Origin of the sequence: Mycobacterium sp. 852002-53434_SCH5985345 (genome assembly GCF_001667155.1) — a bacterium.
Classification (GTDB): Bacteria; Actinomycetota; Actinomycetes; order Mycobacteriales; family Mycobacteriaceae; genus Mycobacterium.
The window spans coordinates 47,680-62,756 of record NZ_LZIE01000056.1 but is presented as its reverse complement, the minus strand read 5'-3'; the positions used below and the strand labels follow the sequence as shown (position 1 = coordinate 62,756).

12 protein-coding genes are annotated in these 15,077 nt (G+C 67.5%); 6 read left to right on the top strand and 6 right to left on the bottom strand.

Annotated elements, in window-relative coordinates; genetic code table 11:
- Positions 1-14 precede the first annotated feature (14 nt).
- Both embR and A5756_RS13435 read left to right on the top strand, forming a co-directional pair.
- Entirely contained in the window at positions 15-1,166 is a 1,152-nt protein-coding gene (gene embR / locus A5756_RS13440) for an ATPase/transcriptional regulator EmbR (protein WP_066952977.1), read from the top strand.
- 133 nt (positions 1,167-1,299) lie between these two features.
- Complete coding sequence (locus A5756_RS13435) at positions 1,300-3,078, top strand: serine/threonine-protein kinase (RefSeq protein ID WP_066953052.1); 1,779 nt, start codon at positions 1,300-1,302, stop codon at positions 3,076-3,078.
- Positions 3,079-3,114: 36 nt separating this feature from the next.
- Here the strand turns inward: A5756_RS13435 and A5756_RS13430 are convergent, their stop codons facing one another.
- On the bottom strand, positions 3,115-3,696 hold the full coding sequence (locus A5756_RS13430) for a hypothetical protein (protein ID WP_066952975.1): 582 nt from the start codon (positions 3,694-3,696) through the stop codon (positions 3,115-3,117).
- A gap of 281 nt (positions 3,697-3,977) precedes the next feature.
- Positions 3,978-5,123 carry an adenylate/guanylate cyclase domain-containing protein gene (locus tag A5756_RS13425; RefSeq protein WP_066953050.1) on the bottom strand — a complete coding sequence of 382 codons (1,146 nt, stop codon included), beginning with the start codon at positions 5,121-5,123 and terminating at the stop codon, positions 3,978-3,980.
- Positions 5,124-5,134: 11 nt separating this feature from the next.
- On the opposite strand from A5756_RS13425, the gene A5756_RS13420 reads away from it, so the two are divergent.
- Positions 5,135-5,671, top strand: coding sequence for a DNA-deoxyinosine glycosylase (locus A5756_RS13420; RefSeq protein ID WP_066952972.1), 537 nt, complete (start codon positions 5,135-5,137; stop codon positions 5,669-5,671).
- Between the two features lie 8 nt (positions 5,672-5,679).
- On the opposite strand, the gene A5756_RS13415 is transcribed toward A5756_RS13420, so the two are convergent.
- Positions 5,680-7,071 (bottom strand): amidase, encoded by a 1,392-nt coding sequence (locus tag A5756_RS13415; RefSeq protein WP_082948365.1) that lies wholly within the window; start codon positions 7,069-7,071, stop codon positions 5,680-5,682.
- A 47-nt stretch (positions 7,072-7,118) separates the two neighbouring features.
- Between A5756_RS13415 and A5756_RS13410 the strand changes: the two genes are divergently transcribed.
- From A5756_RS13410 to A5756_RS13400, 3 genes are all read left to right on the top strand, one after another.
- Complete coding sequence (locus tag A5756_RS13410; protein ID WP_066953048.1) at positions 7,119-7,547, top strand: HIT family protein; 429 nt, start codon at positions 7,119-7,121, stop codon at positions 7,545-7,547.
- Between the two features lie 10 nt (positions 7,548-7,557).
- A complete protein-coding gene (locus A5756_RS13405) occupies positions 7,558-8,010 on the top strand; it encodes a nitroreductase family deazaflavin-dependent oxidoreductase (RefSeq protein ID WP_066952968.1) in 453 nt (150 codons plus the stop codon).
- Between the two features lie 85 nt (positions 8,011-8,095).
- Positions 8,096-12,013 carry a bifunctional diguanylate cyclase/phosphodiesterase gene (locus tag A5756_RS13400; RefSeq protein ID WP_082960030.1) on the top strand — a complete coding sequence of 1,306 codons (3,918 nt, stop codon included), beginning with the start codon at positions 8,096-8,098 and terminating at the stop codon, positions 12,011-12,013.
- Here the strand turns inward: A5756_RS13400 and A5756_RS13395 are convergent.
- Genes A5756_RS13395 through A5756_RS13385 form a run of 3 tightly spaced genes read right to left on the bottom strand, consistent with a single transcriptional unit; the run spans position 12,010 to position 15,043 of the window.
- Positions 12,010-13,041 carry an LLM class flavin-dependent oxidoreductase gene (locus tag A5756_RS13395; protein WP_066952966.1) on the bottom strand — a complete coding sequence of 344 codons (1,032 nt, stop codon included), beginning with the start codon at positions 13,039-13,041 and terminating at the stop codon, positions 12,010-12,012. The genes A5756_RS13400 and A5756_RS13395 overlap by 4 nt on opposite strands.
- 59 nt (positions 13,042-13,100) lie before the next feature.
- The gene (locus A5756_RS13390) at positions 13,101-14,237 is read right to left on the bottom strand and encodes an FAD-binding protein (protein WP_369828640.1); all 1,137 of its coding nucleotides are present in this window, start codon (positions 14,235-14,237) and stop codon (positions 13,101-13,103) included.
- On the bottom strand, positions 14,216-15,043 hold the full coding sequence (locus A5756_RS13385; protein WP_066952962.1) for a uracil-DNA glycosylase: 828 nt from the start codon (positions 15,041-15,043) through the stop codon (positions 14,216-14,218). The genes A5756_RS13390 and A5756_RS13385 overlap by 22 nt, the downstream gene beginning before the upstream one ends.
- Positions 15,044-15,077: the final 34 nt, after the last annotated feature.

Here is a 15,077-nt window from a genome sequence, read left to right as displayed (position 1 = left end):
AGGACCGATAGGCGATGGTGGACAAGCGTCTCGAACTCGGCCTGCTCGGACCGCTGGAGATGAGCGTCGACGGCACGCTGGTGCCCCTGGGCACCCCCAAACAGCGGGCGGTGCTGGCCATGCTGCTGATGAACCGCAACAGTCCGGTGGGGGTGGACCGGCTCATCACGGCTCTGTGGGACGACGAGCCGCCGTCGGGGGCACGCGCCAGCATTCATTCCTACGTGTCCAACCTGCGTAAGCTGCTCAGCGGCGCCGGCATCGACCCGCGGGCGGTGTTGGCCGCGGCGCCTCCCGGATACCGGCTCAACATCGCCGAAAGCGATTGCGATCTGGGGCGGTTCATCGCCGAGAAGACGGCGGGCGTGCATGCCGCCGCCACGGGCAGATTCGAAGAGGCCGGCCAGCACTTGGCGGCGGCATTGGCGCAGTGGCGCGGGCCGGTGCTCGAGGACCTGCGCGAGTTCCAATTCGTCGACACCTTCGCCACTTCCCTTGTCGAGGAAAAGATCCTGGTCCATGGCGCAAAGGCGGAGGCCGAAATTGCTTGCGGGCGTGCGTTCGCCGTGATCACCGAGCTGGAGACGCTGACCGCGGAACATCCCTACCGCGAGCCGCTGTGGGCCCAGTTGATCACGGCATACTATCTGACCGACCGCCAATCTGACGCGTTGGCCGCCTACCGCCGCGTCAAAACCACTCTCGCGGACGACCTGGGGATCGATCCGGGACCGACACTGCGGTCGCTCAATGAGCAGATCCTGCGGCAGGAACCGCTAGACGTGAAGCGAACCGCCAAGACCGCCGCCGTCGATACGGTCACGGTCCTCGAACAGCACACCATGGTGTCCGGCCAGCAGGCCATCGCGTATCTGCACGAGATCTCGGGACGCAGCTATCCGCTGCGAGCGGCGGCGACCCGGATCGGGCGGCTCAGCGACAACGACATCGTCCTCGACAGCCCCAAAGTCAGCCGCCACCATGCGGTCATCGTCGACACGGGCACCAGCTTCATCATCAACGACCTCCGCTCTTCCAACGGGGTGCACGTGCAGCATGAGCGAATCCGCTCCGCCGCCACGCTGCGCGACGGCGACCACGTCCGCATCTGCGACCACGAATTCACGTTTCAGATCGCCACGGACGGCGAGAGCACACCGGGCTAATCGGTTGATTGTCATGCGTCGGGCTGGGCGGGGGCTTACGGTCATGGTTGCTGGGCCAGGGGGTTGCGGCTGACCCGTGTGCCCGGCGATTGTTGGGTTGTCGACGGTGTGGTGGCTGGGTGAAGGATCGGCGATGAGTGATGAGCAGGCCTCGCGGGCGGGGACGGAATTTGGGCCTTATCACCTAAAGCGGCTGCTGGGCCGGGGTGGGATGGGGGAGGTTTACGAGGCCGAGCACACCGTCAAGGAGTGGACGGTGGCGGTCAAGCTGCTCTCGGAGACGTTCAGCAGGGACCCGGTCTTTCGCGAGCGGATGAAACGTGAAGCCCGCACCGCCGGTCGTTTGCAGGAGCCGCACGTGGTGCCCATTCACGACTACGGCGAAATCGATGGGCAGATGTTCTTGGAGATGCGCCTGATCGAGGGCACCGACCTAGACAGCGTGCTCAAACGCTTTGGCCCGCTGGCCCCGCCGCGCGCGGTGGCCATCATCACCCAGATCGCCTCGGCGCTCGATGCCGCCCATGCCGCGGGAGTGATGCATCGCGACGTCAAACCGCAGAACATCCTGGTCACTCGCGACGACTTCGCCTACCTGGTCGACTTCGGCATCGCCAGCGCCACCACCGACGAGAAGCTCACCCAGTTGGGCACCGCGGTCGGCACCTGGAAATACATGGCGCCCGAACGCTTTTCCAATGCCGAAGTCACTTACCGCGCCGACATCTACGCGCTGGCCTGCGTGCTCTACGAATGCCTCACCGGCTCGCCGCCCTACACATCCAGCAGCGCTGGCGCACTGGTTACCGCCCACACCATGAACCCCATCCCCCAGCCCACCGCGGTGCGCCCGGGCATCCCCAAGGGCTTCGACGCGGTAGTCACCCGCGGGATGGCCAAGAAACCCGAGGACCGCTACGCCAGCGCCGGCGACCTGGCCCTGGCCGCCCACGACGCGCTCAGCGACCCCGACCAGGACCACGCCGCCACCATCTTGCGCCGCAGCCAAGAAGCCACCCTGCCGGGCACCGTGATGGCGCCTCCCCCGCCGCCGCGTCCGGCGGCCAACACCCCGCCACCGTCGCCGGGCCAGAATGCACCGACACCCACCCCGGCGCTCGGCTCGACTCCGGTTCCCGGGCAAAGCGCTCCGCCCTGGCGGCCCGACAGTGGGCCCATTCCGGCCGCCGCCCAGCCCCCGGTCACGCCGCCCTATTACCAAGCCGCCAACGCCAATTGGGGCAGTGCACCACAACAATTCGGCGGCCCACCCGCCTGGAACCAACCCCCACCGAAACGACGCAACCCCTGGCCCATCGTCGCCGCCGTCGCCGCGCTGGTGATCGTCGTGGTCCTGGCTGCCGTGGGCATCGCGATATTCATGGGAGGCGACGACAGCAACCCGCAGGCGAACCGCACGTCGACGACGACCACCACCAGGACCGTCCCCACCACCACGACAACTACTCGGCCCGCCAACCCGCAGGGCAAGCTGCTGGGCATGCTGCCCGCCGGGTATCCCAGTGGCGCTTGCACGCCCGCGACCCCGAAGTCCAACAGCATTTGGGTGAATGCGCTGGCCATGGTCGACTGCGACCAGAACACCAATCAGGGTGGCCCATCCCGCGCGGTCTACGGCCTGTTCGCCAACACGGACCTGCTCAAGAAGGCGTTCGACGACGACGTGGCCGCCGTGCAGCTGATGAATTGCCCCGGAGCCGGCACGTCACCGGATGGCTGGCACCACGACAGCACGCCGTCGGTGACCGCGGGCATGATCGCTTGCGGCACCTATAAAAACCACCCCAACGTGATATGGACCAACGAGGCGAAACTCATGCTCTGTGACGTCTACGGGGATCCCCCGGCCATCGAGGACCTGCATACCTGGTGGACCAATTACGGTGGCTGATCGGATCCAAACCTTTAGCCGCACTGTGACTTTGAATTACGACTGAAGGTCGGGGCCCTCGGCGCGCAGATCGTCGACCGCCGACATGGCGCTACGCAACTTGGCCAACCATTCCTCGGCATGTTCGCCGACGAGCTTGACCGACCACGCGAGCGCGTCCGCGCGGGACCGCGCGACGCCGGCGTCGACCAATGTGTCGAGCACCTGACGCTCCGGTTGCTTCAAGCGCGTCATCACAGGTACTGCGATGTGAGTGAAGAGGATTCGCTCCGCGCCGGTGCTGGAGCCGATCTCGACGCCCCAGGAAACCTTGCGGCCGTAGCGATCCTGCGCCTCGTCGGCGATGCGCATTCGCTCCGAACGGGTTTCCTCGCGGAAGCGCGACGCGCGCCCTTCCGCGCGGGCCTCGGTCTCTTTCTCCGAGCCCTGCGGTTCGGGCAGTCTCCCGATGACCGTGATCTCTTCGCGGTCGACGATGACCGTCGGGTCGCCGTCGAACCAGCTTTCGGGCAGGCGCCCGGCGAACCATTCGGCGGCGTCGCTCGCGTCGGGTTGCTGTGCCTGCTGCCAGCCGCCGGGGCGGCCGTAGCGCCGGCCGTGCGTGTGGTGAGATTTCATAATTACATGATTACATCGTTACAGCCGCAATGGAATGGCGTTCACCGCCGGCGAACGCAGCCCCGCACCGGCCCGCGCGCAGAAGGCGCGTCGGGTGCGGAAAACCCGTTGATATGGGCAGTTCAAAGTTGTATTTTTGGTAGCGAAGCAGGCCCGGAAACGACCAATTCCCAAGCGCCGGATGTCAGGGTAGAAAACCGGCCGCGTAGGACCCGCGCATGACGGAGCCCAACGCCCCCTAGCGTCGTCCGGGCCTGCCCATGTCCGCAGGATTTCCCCGGTCAGTCGCCGCCAGAACCGTCCCCGCGGCGGATCCGGAAGAGCTTGACCTCGTTCTTGATGCCCTTGAGGCGGCGCGCACCGGCGAACGACGCATCGAATCGGCCGGCGTCGCCGATCGTCTCCCAGACCGAGTCCGCCGCCAGCACCGTGCCCGGGCGCGCCACACTGGTGACCCGGCTCGCGACGTTGACCGGGCTGCCGAACCAGTCTCCCGCCCGGCTCACCGCCATGCCGGAGGCCACCCCCGCTCTCAGCCGCGGGAAGTCGGCGTCGGTGTCGACGGCGTCCACGAGCTTCACCACCACGTCGAGCATGGGCAGCGGATCGGGGCAGACGAACATGACCGCGTCGCCGATCGTCTTGATGAACCGCACGGGCGGGACGGTGACGTCTCGGGCCAGGACCGCCAGCCGGTTGGCCAGATGACCCAGCTCCTCCGCCGACACCGCTTCGCCGATCCGGGTGAAGCCGACGAGGTCGGCGAAGGCCACCGTGATCTGACGCGCTCCCGGCAGCGGCTGGCCGGCGGCGCGCTCGGCGGCGTTGACCGCTTCGGTCTCCATCATGTGGCGCAGCTGCATGAACATCATGTGCCGCAGCAGCGGGCCGAGTTCGGGCGCGATTTGGCTGACTAATGCCTTTGACGCCTTGGCGATTTCCAGTTCGGTTGCCCCCGGCCGCATGATCGCCGAAAGCGCGGAGTAGCGCATGACCTCGGCGGCCCGGGACAGGCCTTCCGCGAGCACCCGGACCACCAGCACCACCTGCTCGGGATCCAGGCCCAGCTCGACGAAACGCCGGGCGTAGGCGGCGGCTTCACCGTCGGCGCGCATGTGCACGACGGCATCGGGGTCCTCGATTCGGGCCAGACCGATGGCGCGTTGCAACTGCTGCAGAAGGTCCAGTTCGATGCCGTGGGTCTCGCTGATCTCTCGGGCGGACACGTAACTGCCGTCGTCACCGATGAGGTGGCGGGTGGCCAGCAGCAGCGGCGGATTGGTCGTCCTGATCTCCTCGGCGGTGATGCCCTGCTCGAGCAGCCACTCCACCAATTCGGCCCGTTCGGCGCGTGCGCTGCCCTCGAGTCCGTCGAGTAGGTCCTCGTCCACTTCGTCAACGTACAACGGGCGCCGATCGCGAGCCATGATGGAAAGCGATGAGCACACCTCTGCTGCGGGGATTTCCGCCGATCGTCGATGAGCACGCGAGTGTGCTGATCCTGGGGTCATTTCCCAGCGCACAATCCCTGGCAGTCGGTCAGTACTACGGCAATCCCCGAAATGCGTTCTGGCCGATCACCGGCGAGCTGTTCGGGTTCGACGCGACGGCGCCGTACGAAGCACGGCTGGTCGCGCTGCAATCGGCGGGCGTGGCCCTCTGGGACGTCTTGCGCGCATGTCGCCGCGCCGGCAGCGCGGATGCGGCAATCGAGCCGAAAAGCCTGGCGGTCAACGACTTCGATGGACTGTTCGCGCGGTACCCAACGATCGCGCGGGTCTACTTCAACGGCGCCAAGGCTGCGGAGCTGTACCGCAGGCTCGCCGAGGCCGACGAGCGGGTCGAGTACCGGCGGCTACCGTCGACGAGCCCGGCAAACGCCATCCGACCGGGCGCCAAGCTGGCCGCGTGGCGCGAGATCACGTCGATCGCGAGCGCGGCGAAGCCGGGCGAAGCGGGTCGGCGCAATAGATGAGGCGCTCTTTATGACACCGGCGGTTGCCGGTGTGCCCACGGCCTGGCGGATTCGATCTGCGCGGCCAGCGACAACAGCGTCGCTTCGTCGTACGGCCTGCCCACCAGCTGCACGGCGATCGGCAGACCGTCACCGTCGAAGTCCCACGGCACGGCCGCCGCAGGCTGTCCGGTCAGGTTCCAGACCTGCTGGTAGGGCACCTGTTGCGCCACCGCCAGCAGCGTCCATACCGCGCCGCGGCGCTGGTAGGCGCCGATGCGAGACGGGCCCGTCGCGTTGCCGGGCGTGACGACGACATCGACGTCGTCGAAGATCGCTTGGATCCGGGCGGCCGCTGCCGGCTCCGCGTCGCGAAGGGCGGTCATTCGGCGGTCCGAGAAAAACGAACCGGCGCGCGCCAGGTTGCGGGTGCGCGCTTCGAGACGTTCGGGGTAAGCGAGCGAATCGGCGTCGTCACTGATACCGCGCAGGTAGCGGGGCAGGTAATTGGTCATGATGGCCGACGGCGGATAGTCGGGGTCGGCGGTGATCACGTCATGACCGAGATCGCGGAGCAACGCGCCGGCCTGTTCTACCGCCGTGAGCTGATGCTTGCCGATCCTGACGGGCAGCGGCGTTGGCGACTTGGTGCTCAAGGCAATTCGCAGCTTGCCGGGGTGACGCGTCGCCGCGGCCGCGAACTCGCCCTCGGGCCCCGGCACGGTCGACGTCGCATCGAGGAAAAGCGCCGCGTCCAGGACCGACCGGGCGAGCGGGCCGTTGACACTCAGCCCGTACCACGCATCGTCGTGCGGCTCCAACGACACTCGATCCCGTTGTGGTTTGACGCCGAACAGTCCGCACCAGATCGCCGGGATGCGAATCGACCCGCCACCGTCGGACCCCAGCGCCAGCGGAGCGAGTCCGGCGGCCACCGCGGCGGCGCTGCCGCCACTGCTGCCGCCTGGAGTTCGCCTGGGATTCCATGGGTTGCGGGTCGCACCGAACGTCAGCGATTCGGTGTAGGGAAACATCATCAGCTCGGGCACATTGGTCTTGCCGAGGATGACGGCGCCCGCGGCGCGTAGCCGGCGGACCACCTCCGCGTCGGAGGTCGCGGCGGGGCGGTGTCCGCCGCTGCCATAGGTCGTCACCTCGCCGGCGACGTCGACATCGTCTTTGATCGCGATCGGCACCCCGAGCAGCGGGAGCCGCTCGCCGGCGTCGAGGCGGTCCTGCGCGACGGCGGCCTCGTATCGCGCGCTGTCCGAGAGCACCACGCGATAGCAGCGCAGCTGGCTGTCCAGCCGCGCGATCCGTTCCAGGTAGATTTCGAGCAGCTCGGGCGCGGTCAGTTCGCCGTCGGCCAGCATTCGTGCCTGAGCCGCCGCGCCGGCAAAGGCCACGTCGCGAGCGTCCACTGCGGCAGCGTATCCCCCGCACCGGGCCGGCCAGTACCGTGGGCGACATGCCCTGCGTGTTCTGTGCGATCGTCGCCGGCGAGGCCCCGGCCATCCGGATCCATGAAGACGACGACTACCTGGCGATCCTCGACATCCGCCCGTTCACCCGCGGCCACACCCTGGTGATCCCCAAGAGGCACAGCGTGGATCTCACCGACACGCCGCCGGAGACGCTGGCTGGGCTGGTCACCATCGGCCAACGGATCGCCCGCGCCGCCCGCGCGACGGAGTTGGCCGACGCGACCAACATCGCGATCAACGACGGCAGCGCCGCCTTTCAGACGGTGTTCCACATCCACCTACACGTGCTGCCCCGGCGCAACGGCGACAAACTGTCGGTCGCCAAGGGAATGTTGCTGCGGCGCGACCCCGACCGGGACGCCACCGCGGAAATCCTGCGCTCGGCTCTGGCCCGCATCGACGCCAGCCAGTAATACTGGGCGGATGGCACTTCCGTCCTGGGTCGAGCAGCGGTTGCTGCCTCAGGTCCTGCGCGTACACGACACCGTCTATCGCAGGACGAACGGCTGGATCGGTCATCGCATGCTGCTGATACCCAGCCTGCTGCTCCATACCGTGGGCGCTAAGACGGGCCAGGCGCGAACAGCGGCGCTCACCTATGCCCGGGACGGCGACGACTACCTGATCGTCGCTTCCAAGGGCGGCGACCCGCGCGCGCCCGGCTGGTATCACAACCTGCGCAAGCATCCGGACGTGGAGATCAACGTCGGGCCAAAGCGTTTGGCGATGACCGCCCGCGCGGTGCTGCCGGACGATCCCGACTACGCCCGGCTGTGGCAGATCGTCAACAAGAACAACGGCGACCGGTACACGGCCTACCAGCAGAAGACCTCGCGACCGATTCCCGTCGTGGTACTCGCGCGACGTCGACCCTGAACCTGACGCGGAGGTTTATTCTCCACTAGCGCGCGGTGAATTACTCGATGGCTCACCAAACGGCGCGGGATCGGCTGGAGCGGGTATGAGTCCGTGGGCGGGAAACCCTTGGCGGCGATTCAGGCTGCCCCCGCGGCTCGGTTGGCTCTTCGTCGGTGCATACGGTTTGGCGGCCGCCCTGGTGGTGGCTTCCTCGATCGGCGGCTGGGAGGGCGCCTACGCAACCCGACCGGTCGACGAAATCGCCCTGGCGGTGTGCCTGCTGTTCGGGGCGGGGTGTGCCGGCTACGCGGCCCGGTCGGCGGCCGGTCGGCAAAGGGCCGGGTGGCTGGCAATGGTGACGGCCCAGCTGGGCTGGGCGGCGGGCGAGGTCATCTGGGCCGTGTACGACGTGCGTTCGGAACTGGCCCACGCCACCCATCCCGCCGCCGCGGAGATCGTGCTGTTGCTATGGCCGTTCGGCGCGTACGCGTCGCTGGTGCTGTTGTCGCGCTTCTCGCGGCAAAGCCCGCGGCGACTGGTGCTGGACGGCCTCATCGTGGCGACGTCGCTGTTCGTGGTGTCGTGGGTCTTCGTCCTCGAGAAACAACTGCGCGAGGACAGCGGTTCGCAGGCGACGACGATCGCCGAAGTCTTCAACGACGTCCTCCTGCTGACGACCTCGATCCTGATGCTGTCCCGGGTTCGTCGCGGCGACCCGCCGAGCCGCAACCTGCTGGCCGGGGGCGTGACGACGATCAGCATTGCCGACATCACGATGGTGTTCAAGAGCGGGATCGGCAGCTACCAGGTCAGCGATCTCGTGGACCTCGGCAGAGTGGGCGGGCTCGCCATGATCGCGCTCGCCGCGCTGTCGAGCGTCTACGAGGTGCCGGTGCCGGGGGCGCGTGACGACGAAATACGGTCGCGCACCCGGCTGTGGCTGCCGTACCTGCCGCTGCTGGTGGCCGCCGCAGTCGGGCTGACCCGCGCGGTCAGGTTGATGGCGCACGGACCTCTGCTGATCGCGCTGGGGATCCTGGTGGCCGCGGTGCTCGTCCGGCAATTCGTCATGCTGATGGAGAACCAGAGGTTGTTGTCCGAGGTGGCGCGGGAAGCGTTCCGTGACAGCCTGACGGGGCTGGCCAATCGGGCCTACTTCCTCGATCGGCTGGAGCAGGCCGTCGCCCGGCGAAGCTGCGAAATTTCGCCCATTGCGGTGTTGTGCCTCGACCTCGACAATTTCAAATCGGTCAACGACGCCCTCGGCCACCCTGCCGGTGACGAATTGCTGATCCGGGTCGCCGGGCGGCTCACCGCCGCCTTGGACGACAGGTGCGTCACCGCTCGCCTCGGTGGTGATGAGTTCGCAGTGCTCATCGAGGGGTCCATCGAAGAATCACAAGGAGCGGCGCGACGGGTTCTCGAGGCGTTCAACGCCCCGATTCTGGTCGATGGCGTTCCGATACCGGTCCGACCGAGTGTCGGTTACACGGTCGCCACCGCCTCGTCGGACTGCAGCGTCGAGCAGCTCCTCAGGCATGCCGACCTGGCCATGTACACCGCTAAACGCGAAGGCGGCCAATGCATTCGGAGCTTCGTGCCGGATCTGTCCCTCTCGTTCTCGACCGCGCAGCCGACGGGGCCCATCCCGGCGGCAGTAAAGGTCGCCAAGCCGGGCGCCGCACCGATGTTCAGGCGCGCCGCTGACGTAGGGACGTCACGGCCGGTGCAACCGCAGGAAGGTATCGACGGCGTCCGGTGGCCCCCGACAGCCATCCGGATTGCATTGTCCCTCTTGATCATTGGCGTGGTCGCGTTCACTGCGACCAGCGCCCTCTACCCGAACGCCAGCCACAGCGTCTTCTTCGCCAAATCCCTGTACTCGGCGTTGAACCTGCTGGCGGCCGGGCTGATTGCCGTGCGCGCGTGCCGCCTCAAGGCCGACCGCCTTGCGTGGTCTTTGATCGCGGCGGGCATGGCGTTGTCGGCGCTAGGTGACGTCGCCTATGCCTTATGGGTCCCGAACGCCCAGTCGCCCTCGGTTGCCGATCCCGAATACCTGGCTTTCTATCCGCTCGTCTATGCCGGGATTCTGCTGCTGATGCGATCGCGCCTCAAGCGGGTGCCGATGCCCATCCGCCTCGATTCCCTGGTGTGCGCGTTGGCCGTCGCCGCACTGGCCGCGGCGCTGCGGGCCGGGCCCATGCATGGCGCCGCCGCACGGACACCCGCCACCGTGCTGGTGGGTCTGGTCTACCCGTGGGGCGATCTGGTCCTGCTGGCGCTGGCCGTCGGCATGCTGCCAATCCTCGGTTGGCGCAGCGAATTTCGCTGGGGTTTTCTGGTGGTCGGGCTGGTTGGCTTCGCGGTCGCCGACACGGCCTACCTCTTTCAAACCTCGGCGGGCTCATACCGGGTCGGCACCACGCTGGACGCGCTCTGGCCGGCTTCGTCGCTGCTGGTGGCGATGGCCAGCTGGGCGCGTGGGTCGTCGGCGGCGCCGGCGGCACGGCGTGGACTCGCCTCCTACGCGGTTCCGGTGACCTGCACCGTCGTAGCACTGGGCGTCACCATCCTGGGGCACGATTCGCGGCTCGCGTCGACGCTCGCCGCGCTGAGCCTCGTTGCGGTCGCCGCCCGATTCTCGGTGACCTTCCGGGATATCAGCATGCTGGCCGAAAGCCACCAGCAGGCCATGACGGACGAATTGACCACCCTGCCCAATCGGCGATCACTCGCGACGGCGCTGACCGAGCTGTCGGCTTCCGCGTCACCCGTCGGGACGTCGTCGCGTCGTTCGCTGCTCTTGCTGAATCTGCATAAGCTGCGCGAGATCAACGACTCCGTCGGTCGCCACTTCGGTGATGAGCTGGTGTGGCACATCGCAAACCGACTGGCGCACAGCGTTCGTCGCGATGACCTGCTTGCGCGCGTGAGCGACGAAGAATTCGCCATCCTGCTCGGTGAGGGATCGGATCTGGTCGCCGCACGCGCCCAGGCGGGGCGGTTGCTCGAAGGCGTCAGCATCCCATTCGAACTCGACGCCATCAGCGTGCAGATCGATGCTTGCATCGCCATCGCGCTCTACCCCGATCACTGCGACCATCCGCAGGAGCTGTTGAATCGCGCCGAGGCGGCGATCCCGCACGCCAAGTCCGCCCTCAGCAGGATCGCGGTGTACGAGTCCGCCTTTGAGATTGACCGTGATCACGACCCCAACCTCGTCGGGGAGTTGCGGGCCGCGCTGATCGATGGCGACCAGTTGACGGTGCACTACCAGCCCAAGGTGAACGCGAGTGACGGAAACGTCCACAGCGTCGAGGCGTTGCTGCGCTGGCGACATCCCACCCGCGGGTTGCTGCTGCCAGAGGAATTCCTTCCGGCCGCGGAGCGGGCCGGCTTGATGCGCACGATCGCCAATCGCACCATCAACCTCACGCTCGAGCAAGTTCGGTCCTGGCGCGACCAGGGCATTCCGCTGACAGTCGCGGTGAACCTGTCGACGACGAACCTGCTCGACCTCGACCTCGCCGTCACCATCGAGCGGCTGCTGCGGGTCCACGGCCTACCCCCCGAAGCGCTGATCGTCGAGATCACCGAGAGCGCCCTCGTCGATTCGGAGCGCTCCCGCAACACCGTCGCCGCCCTGCAGCTTCTCGGCGTTCGGATCTCGCTGGACGACTACGGCACCGGATGGTCGTCTCTGGCGCGCCTGCAGGATGTCTCGGTCGACGAACTCAAACTCGACCGAAGGTTCGTAGCGCGGCTGGCCCAGGACCCGCGGTCGGTTGCCATTGTGCAGTCCACCGTGGACTTGGCCCAGAACCTGGGCGCCGACCTGGTCGCCGAGGGGGTCGAAGACGAGGTCACCCTGAGCGCGCTGCGGCGCTACGGCTGCACCATCACCCAAGGGTTCGTGCACAGCGCGCCGTTGCCGCCGGACGAACTGCAACGCTGGATCACAACCCGGAGCGCGATCGCGGGCATCGAATCCGAACGATCGGCTATGACGGACGGTTAAAACAACTCCTTGGCCAGCAATTCCAGCGTCAGCACCCGTGCCGGAGCGGTGGCCGGGTCGATGCCGCGGCGAGCCGAGGCGACCGGGTGCACCATCACCTCGTCGACGTCGAACCGCTGCGCAAGCGCTCGCAACTGGTCGGCGGCCTCGGCCGGTGTACCGAGGACCGCTCGTTGCAGCCCGCTCTCCACGATGCGCTCCTGCTGCGGCGTCAGCTCGGCGTCTTGGGCTTCCTCAACCAGGGGCACCGGGCCCAGGGGCTGTCCGGTGCGCAGCTTCGCCATGATCTGTAGGTTGGGCAGCATCAATGCCGTTGCCTCGTCGCGTGTTTCGGCCACCGCGGCGTTCACGGTCAGGAACGTCAGCGGTTCGGGGGTTAGGGGGCTGGGCCTGAATCGGGAGCGATAGAGCTCGAGCGCCTCTTCGGTTCCGCTGCCCGAGAAGTGATGCGCGAAGACGTACGGCAGCCCCTTGGCGGCGGCCAGATGCGCCGAGTACATCGACGAGCCCAGTAGCCACAAGCGTGGCTCACCGGCCGCCGCCGGAGTCGCCTTGAGGCGATAGTCCCCCGAGCGCAGCGGTACCACCACGCCGCGCGCGCTCATCAGCGCCGCCACGTCGTCGAGGTACTCCGGAAAGTTTTCGATGTCACGGTCGTCCCGGCCGCCACGCAGCGCGTAGGAGGTCACCGGGTCGGACCCGGGCGCCCGACCGATGCCCAGGTCGATGCGGCCCGGGGCGGCGGCCTCCAGCAGCGCGAACTGCTCGGCCACCGCCAGCGGCGCGTGATTGGGCAGCATCACACCGCCGGACCCCAGCCGCACCTGCGTGGTCTGCGCGGCCAGATAGGCGATCAGGACCGGCGGGCTTGTGGCGCCGACCGACGGCATGTTGTGGTGCTCGGCGACCCAGTAGCGCGTGAAACCCAGGCGATCCGCGGCCTGTGCCAGCTGCACGGTCGCGGCGAGCGCATCGCTGGTCGTCTGGTCGGTGCGCACCGGGACGAGATCAAGGACGGAAAGACGCACGTTCGCGTCAACGTCTGATGGCGTGCGAACGTTCCCGGGCGTCAACGGTCCTTCGTATCTCAGTAGTCCTTCAGCGTGATCGAACTGACGATGCGGTCGAAGACCTCCTGCGGGATCGGCGCCCCGCCCGGAATGTTGTCGACGACAAGCCATTGGTTGCGGCTGACGTAGTCGTTGAACTCCTTGCGGTAGTTGGTGAAGCCGAGTTCGTAGTCATCACCCGCGGTGGCGAGCTCGCCGGCCAGGATGTAGGCGCCCAGGAGGGCGACGCTGGTTCCCTGGCCCGACAACGGCGAACAGCAATATCCGGCATCGCCGACCAGCGCCACCCGGCCCTTCGACCAGCGGTCCATCTTGATCTGGGACATCTCGTCGAAGTAGAAATCCGGTGCGCCGCGCAGGTATTCCAGCAGTTGGGGACGGACCCACCCGTCGTCGGCCATCCGCCGCTCCAGCTCGGCGAACTGCGCCTCGGTATCGCGGTAGTCGATGCGCAGATCGGTGTCCATGAAACCCAGCATGGCCCGGGCCTCGCTGTTGTTGCGGGCGCTGTACACCCCGGCCATCGTGGAGTCCCCGTAATGCCACGTCTGCCAATAGTCCAAGTCGAGAAAATTGGGCACGGTGAAGATCGCCGCGTAAGTGCCCAGCCGCTCGATGAATTGGTCCTCGGGGCCGAACACCAATCGGCGCACGTTCGAGTGCAGGCCGTCTGCCCCGACGACCAGGTCGAAGCTGCGCGCAGGGGCACGTTCGAAGGTCACGTTGACGGCCGTGCCGTCGTCCTCCAAGCCGATGATGGTGTCATCGAAGATGTATTCGGCCGTCCATTGGCTTGCGCCGTACAACAATTCGACGAGGTCGTCACGCAAGAGCTCGATATCGGGGCTGTCGATGGGTCCGCTGGTGGGCGTCGACTCCGTGTCGCGGGAGAGCTCGTTGCCGTCGCGGTCGACGACGGAAGCGCCCCGAATTTGCGTCTTCCGTTTTTGGGCGGCGGCCAGCAGCCCCATGCGTTCCAGCACTCCCAGCGCCGGCCCGCGCACGTCGATCGCCTGACCGCCCGGCCGCGGCCCGGGGTGGCGCTCCACCACGGTGACCGAATAACCGTGCCGTCCAAGCCAATAAGCCGCCGTTGCACCGGCCACGCTCGCGCCGGAAATCAGAACGTCAGTCACTTGATCCCTGCCAGCCATTTCGCGTCTCGGAAAACGTCGTCGAGCATTGCTGGTGTCAACCTACCGGTAAACATGTTTTGCTGGCTCGGGTGGTAGCAGCCGAGTAACCGCACACCAGGGGCGAATTGCGCCACCACCCCGTGGCCGAACCGCGGTTTGCGCATGGCGGACGCTCCCGGCAGGCGCAGCGCGATTTGCCAGGCGAAGCCGCCCAACGCCACGATCGTGCGCACATGCTCGGATACCAGCCGCCATTCGGCCTCCAGCCAGGGCCAGCAGGTGTCGCGCTCCGCCGGCGTCGGGGCGTTGGCCGGGGGCGCGCACCGCACCGGTGCCGCGATGCGAACCCCGTTGGCCCGCAACCCATCCGCGGCATCCACGCTGGTGGGTTGGTTGACGAGCCCGGCCCGGTGCAGCGCCGCGTAAAGCTGATCGCCGGACCGGTCGCCGGTGAACATGCGTCCGGTTCGGTTGGCCCCGTGCGCGGCGGGGGCCAACCCGACGATCAACAGCCGCGGCCGCTCCGACCCCCAGCCCGGCACGGGCCGGCCCCAATACGGCTGGTCGGCGAACGCGCGGCGCTTGATGACGGCCACGTCTTCGCGCCATTCGACCAACCGCGGGCACGCCCGGCAGACGCTGATCAGGGCGTCGAGTTCGGGGATCGACGCGGCGTGCGGCGCGAGCGCGGCGACCTGTGCGGCGTCGGCGGCCACGGTGGTCTGCGGGGTCGCCGGATCACCCGGCCATCCGGTGCCGGGGACCACTGGGGAATCGAACGCCTGGCCGGTACGAGGGTGGAGGAGCACATGAACATCCTGCAGTCAGCCGGTAGGCGGCGGCCGAACGCCCCGAAAT

What these genes read in the sequence shown, in the direction of transcription:
- embR (WP_066952977.1), top strand. Translation starts at nt 15, where the DNA reads ATGGTGGACAAGCGTCTCGAACTCGGCCTGCTCGGACCGCTGGAGATG.
- A5756_RS13435 (WP_066953052.1), top strand. Translation starts at nt 1,300, where the DNA reads ATGAGTGATGAGCAGGCCTCGCGGGCGGGGACGGAATTTGGGCCTTAT.
- A5756_RS13430 (WP_066952975.1), bottom strand. Translation starts at nt 3,696, where the DNA reads ATGAAATCTCACCACACGCACGGCCGGCGCTACGGCCGCCCCGGCGGC.
- A5756_RS13425 (WP_066953050.1), bottom strand. Translation starts at nt 5,123, where the DNA reads ATGGCTCGCGATCGGCGCCCGTTGTACGTTGACGAAGTGGACGAGGAC.
- A5756_RS13420 (WP_066952972.1), top strand. Translation starts at nt 5,135, where the DNA reads ATGAGCACACCTCTGCTGCGGGGATTTCCGCCGATCGTCGATGAGCAC.
- A5756_RS13410 (WP_066953048.1), top strand. Translation starts at nt 7,119, where the DNA reads ATGCCCTGCGTGTTCTGTGCGATCGTCGCCGGCGAGGCCCCGGCCATC.
- A5756_RS13405 (WP_066952968.1), top strand. Translation starts at nt 7,558, where the DNA reads ATGGCACTTCCGTCCTGGGTCGAGCAGCGGTTGCTGCCTCAGGTCCTG.
- A5756_RS13400 (WP_082960030.1), top strand. Translation starts at nt 8,096, where the DNA reads ATGAGTCCGTGGGCGGGAAACCCTTGGCGGCGATTCAGGCTGCCCCCG.
- A5756_RS13390 (WP_369828640.1), bottom strand. Translation starts at nt 14,237, where the DNA reads ATGGCTGGCAGGGATCAAGTGACTGACGTTCTGATTTCCGGCGCGAGC.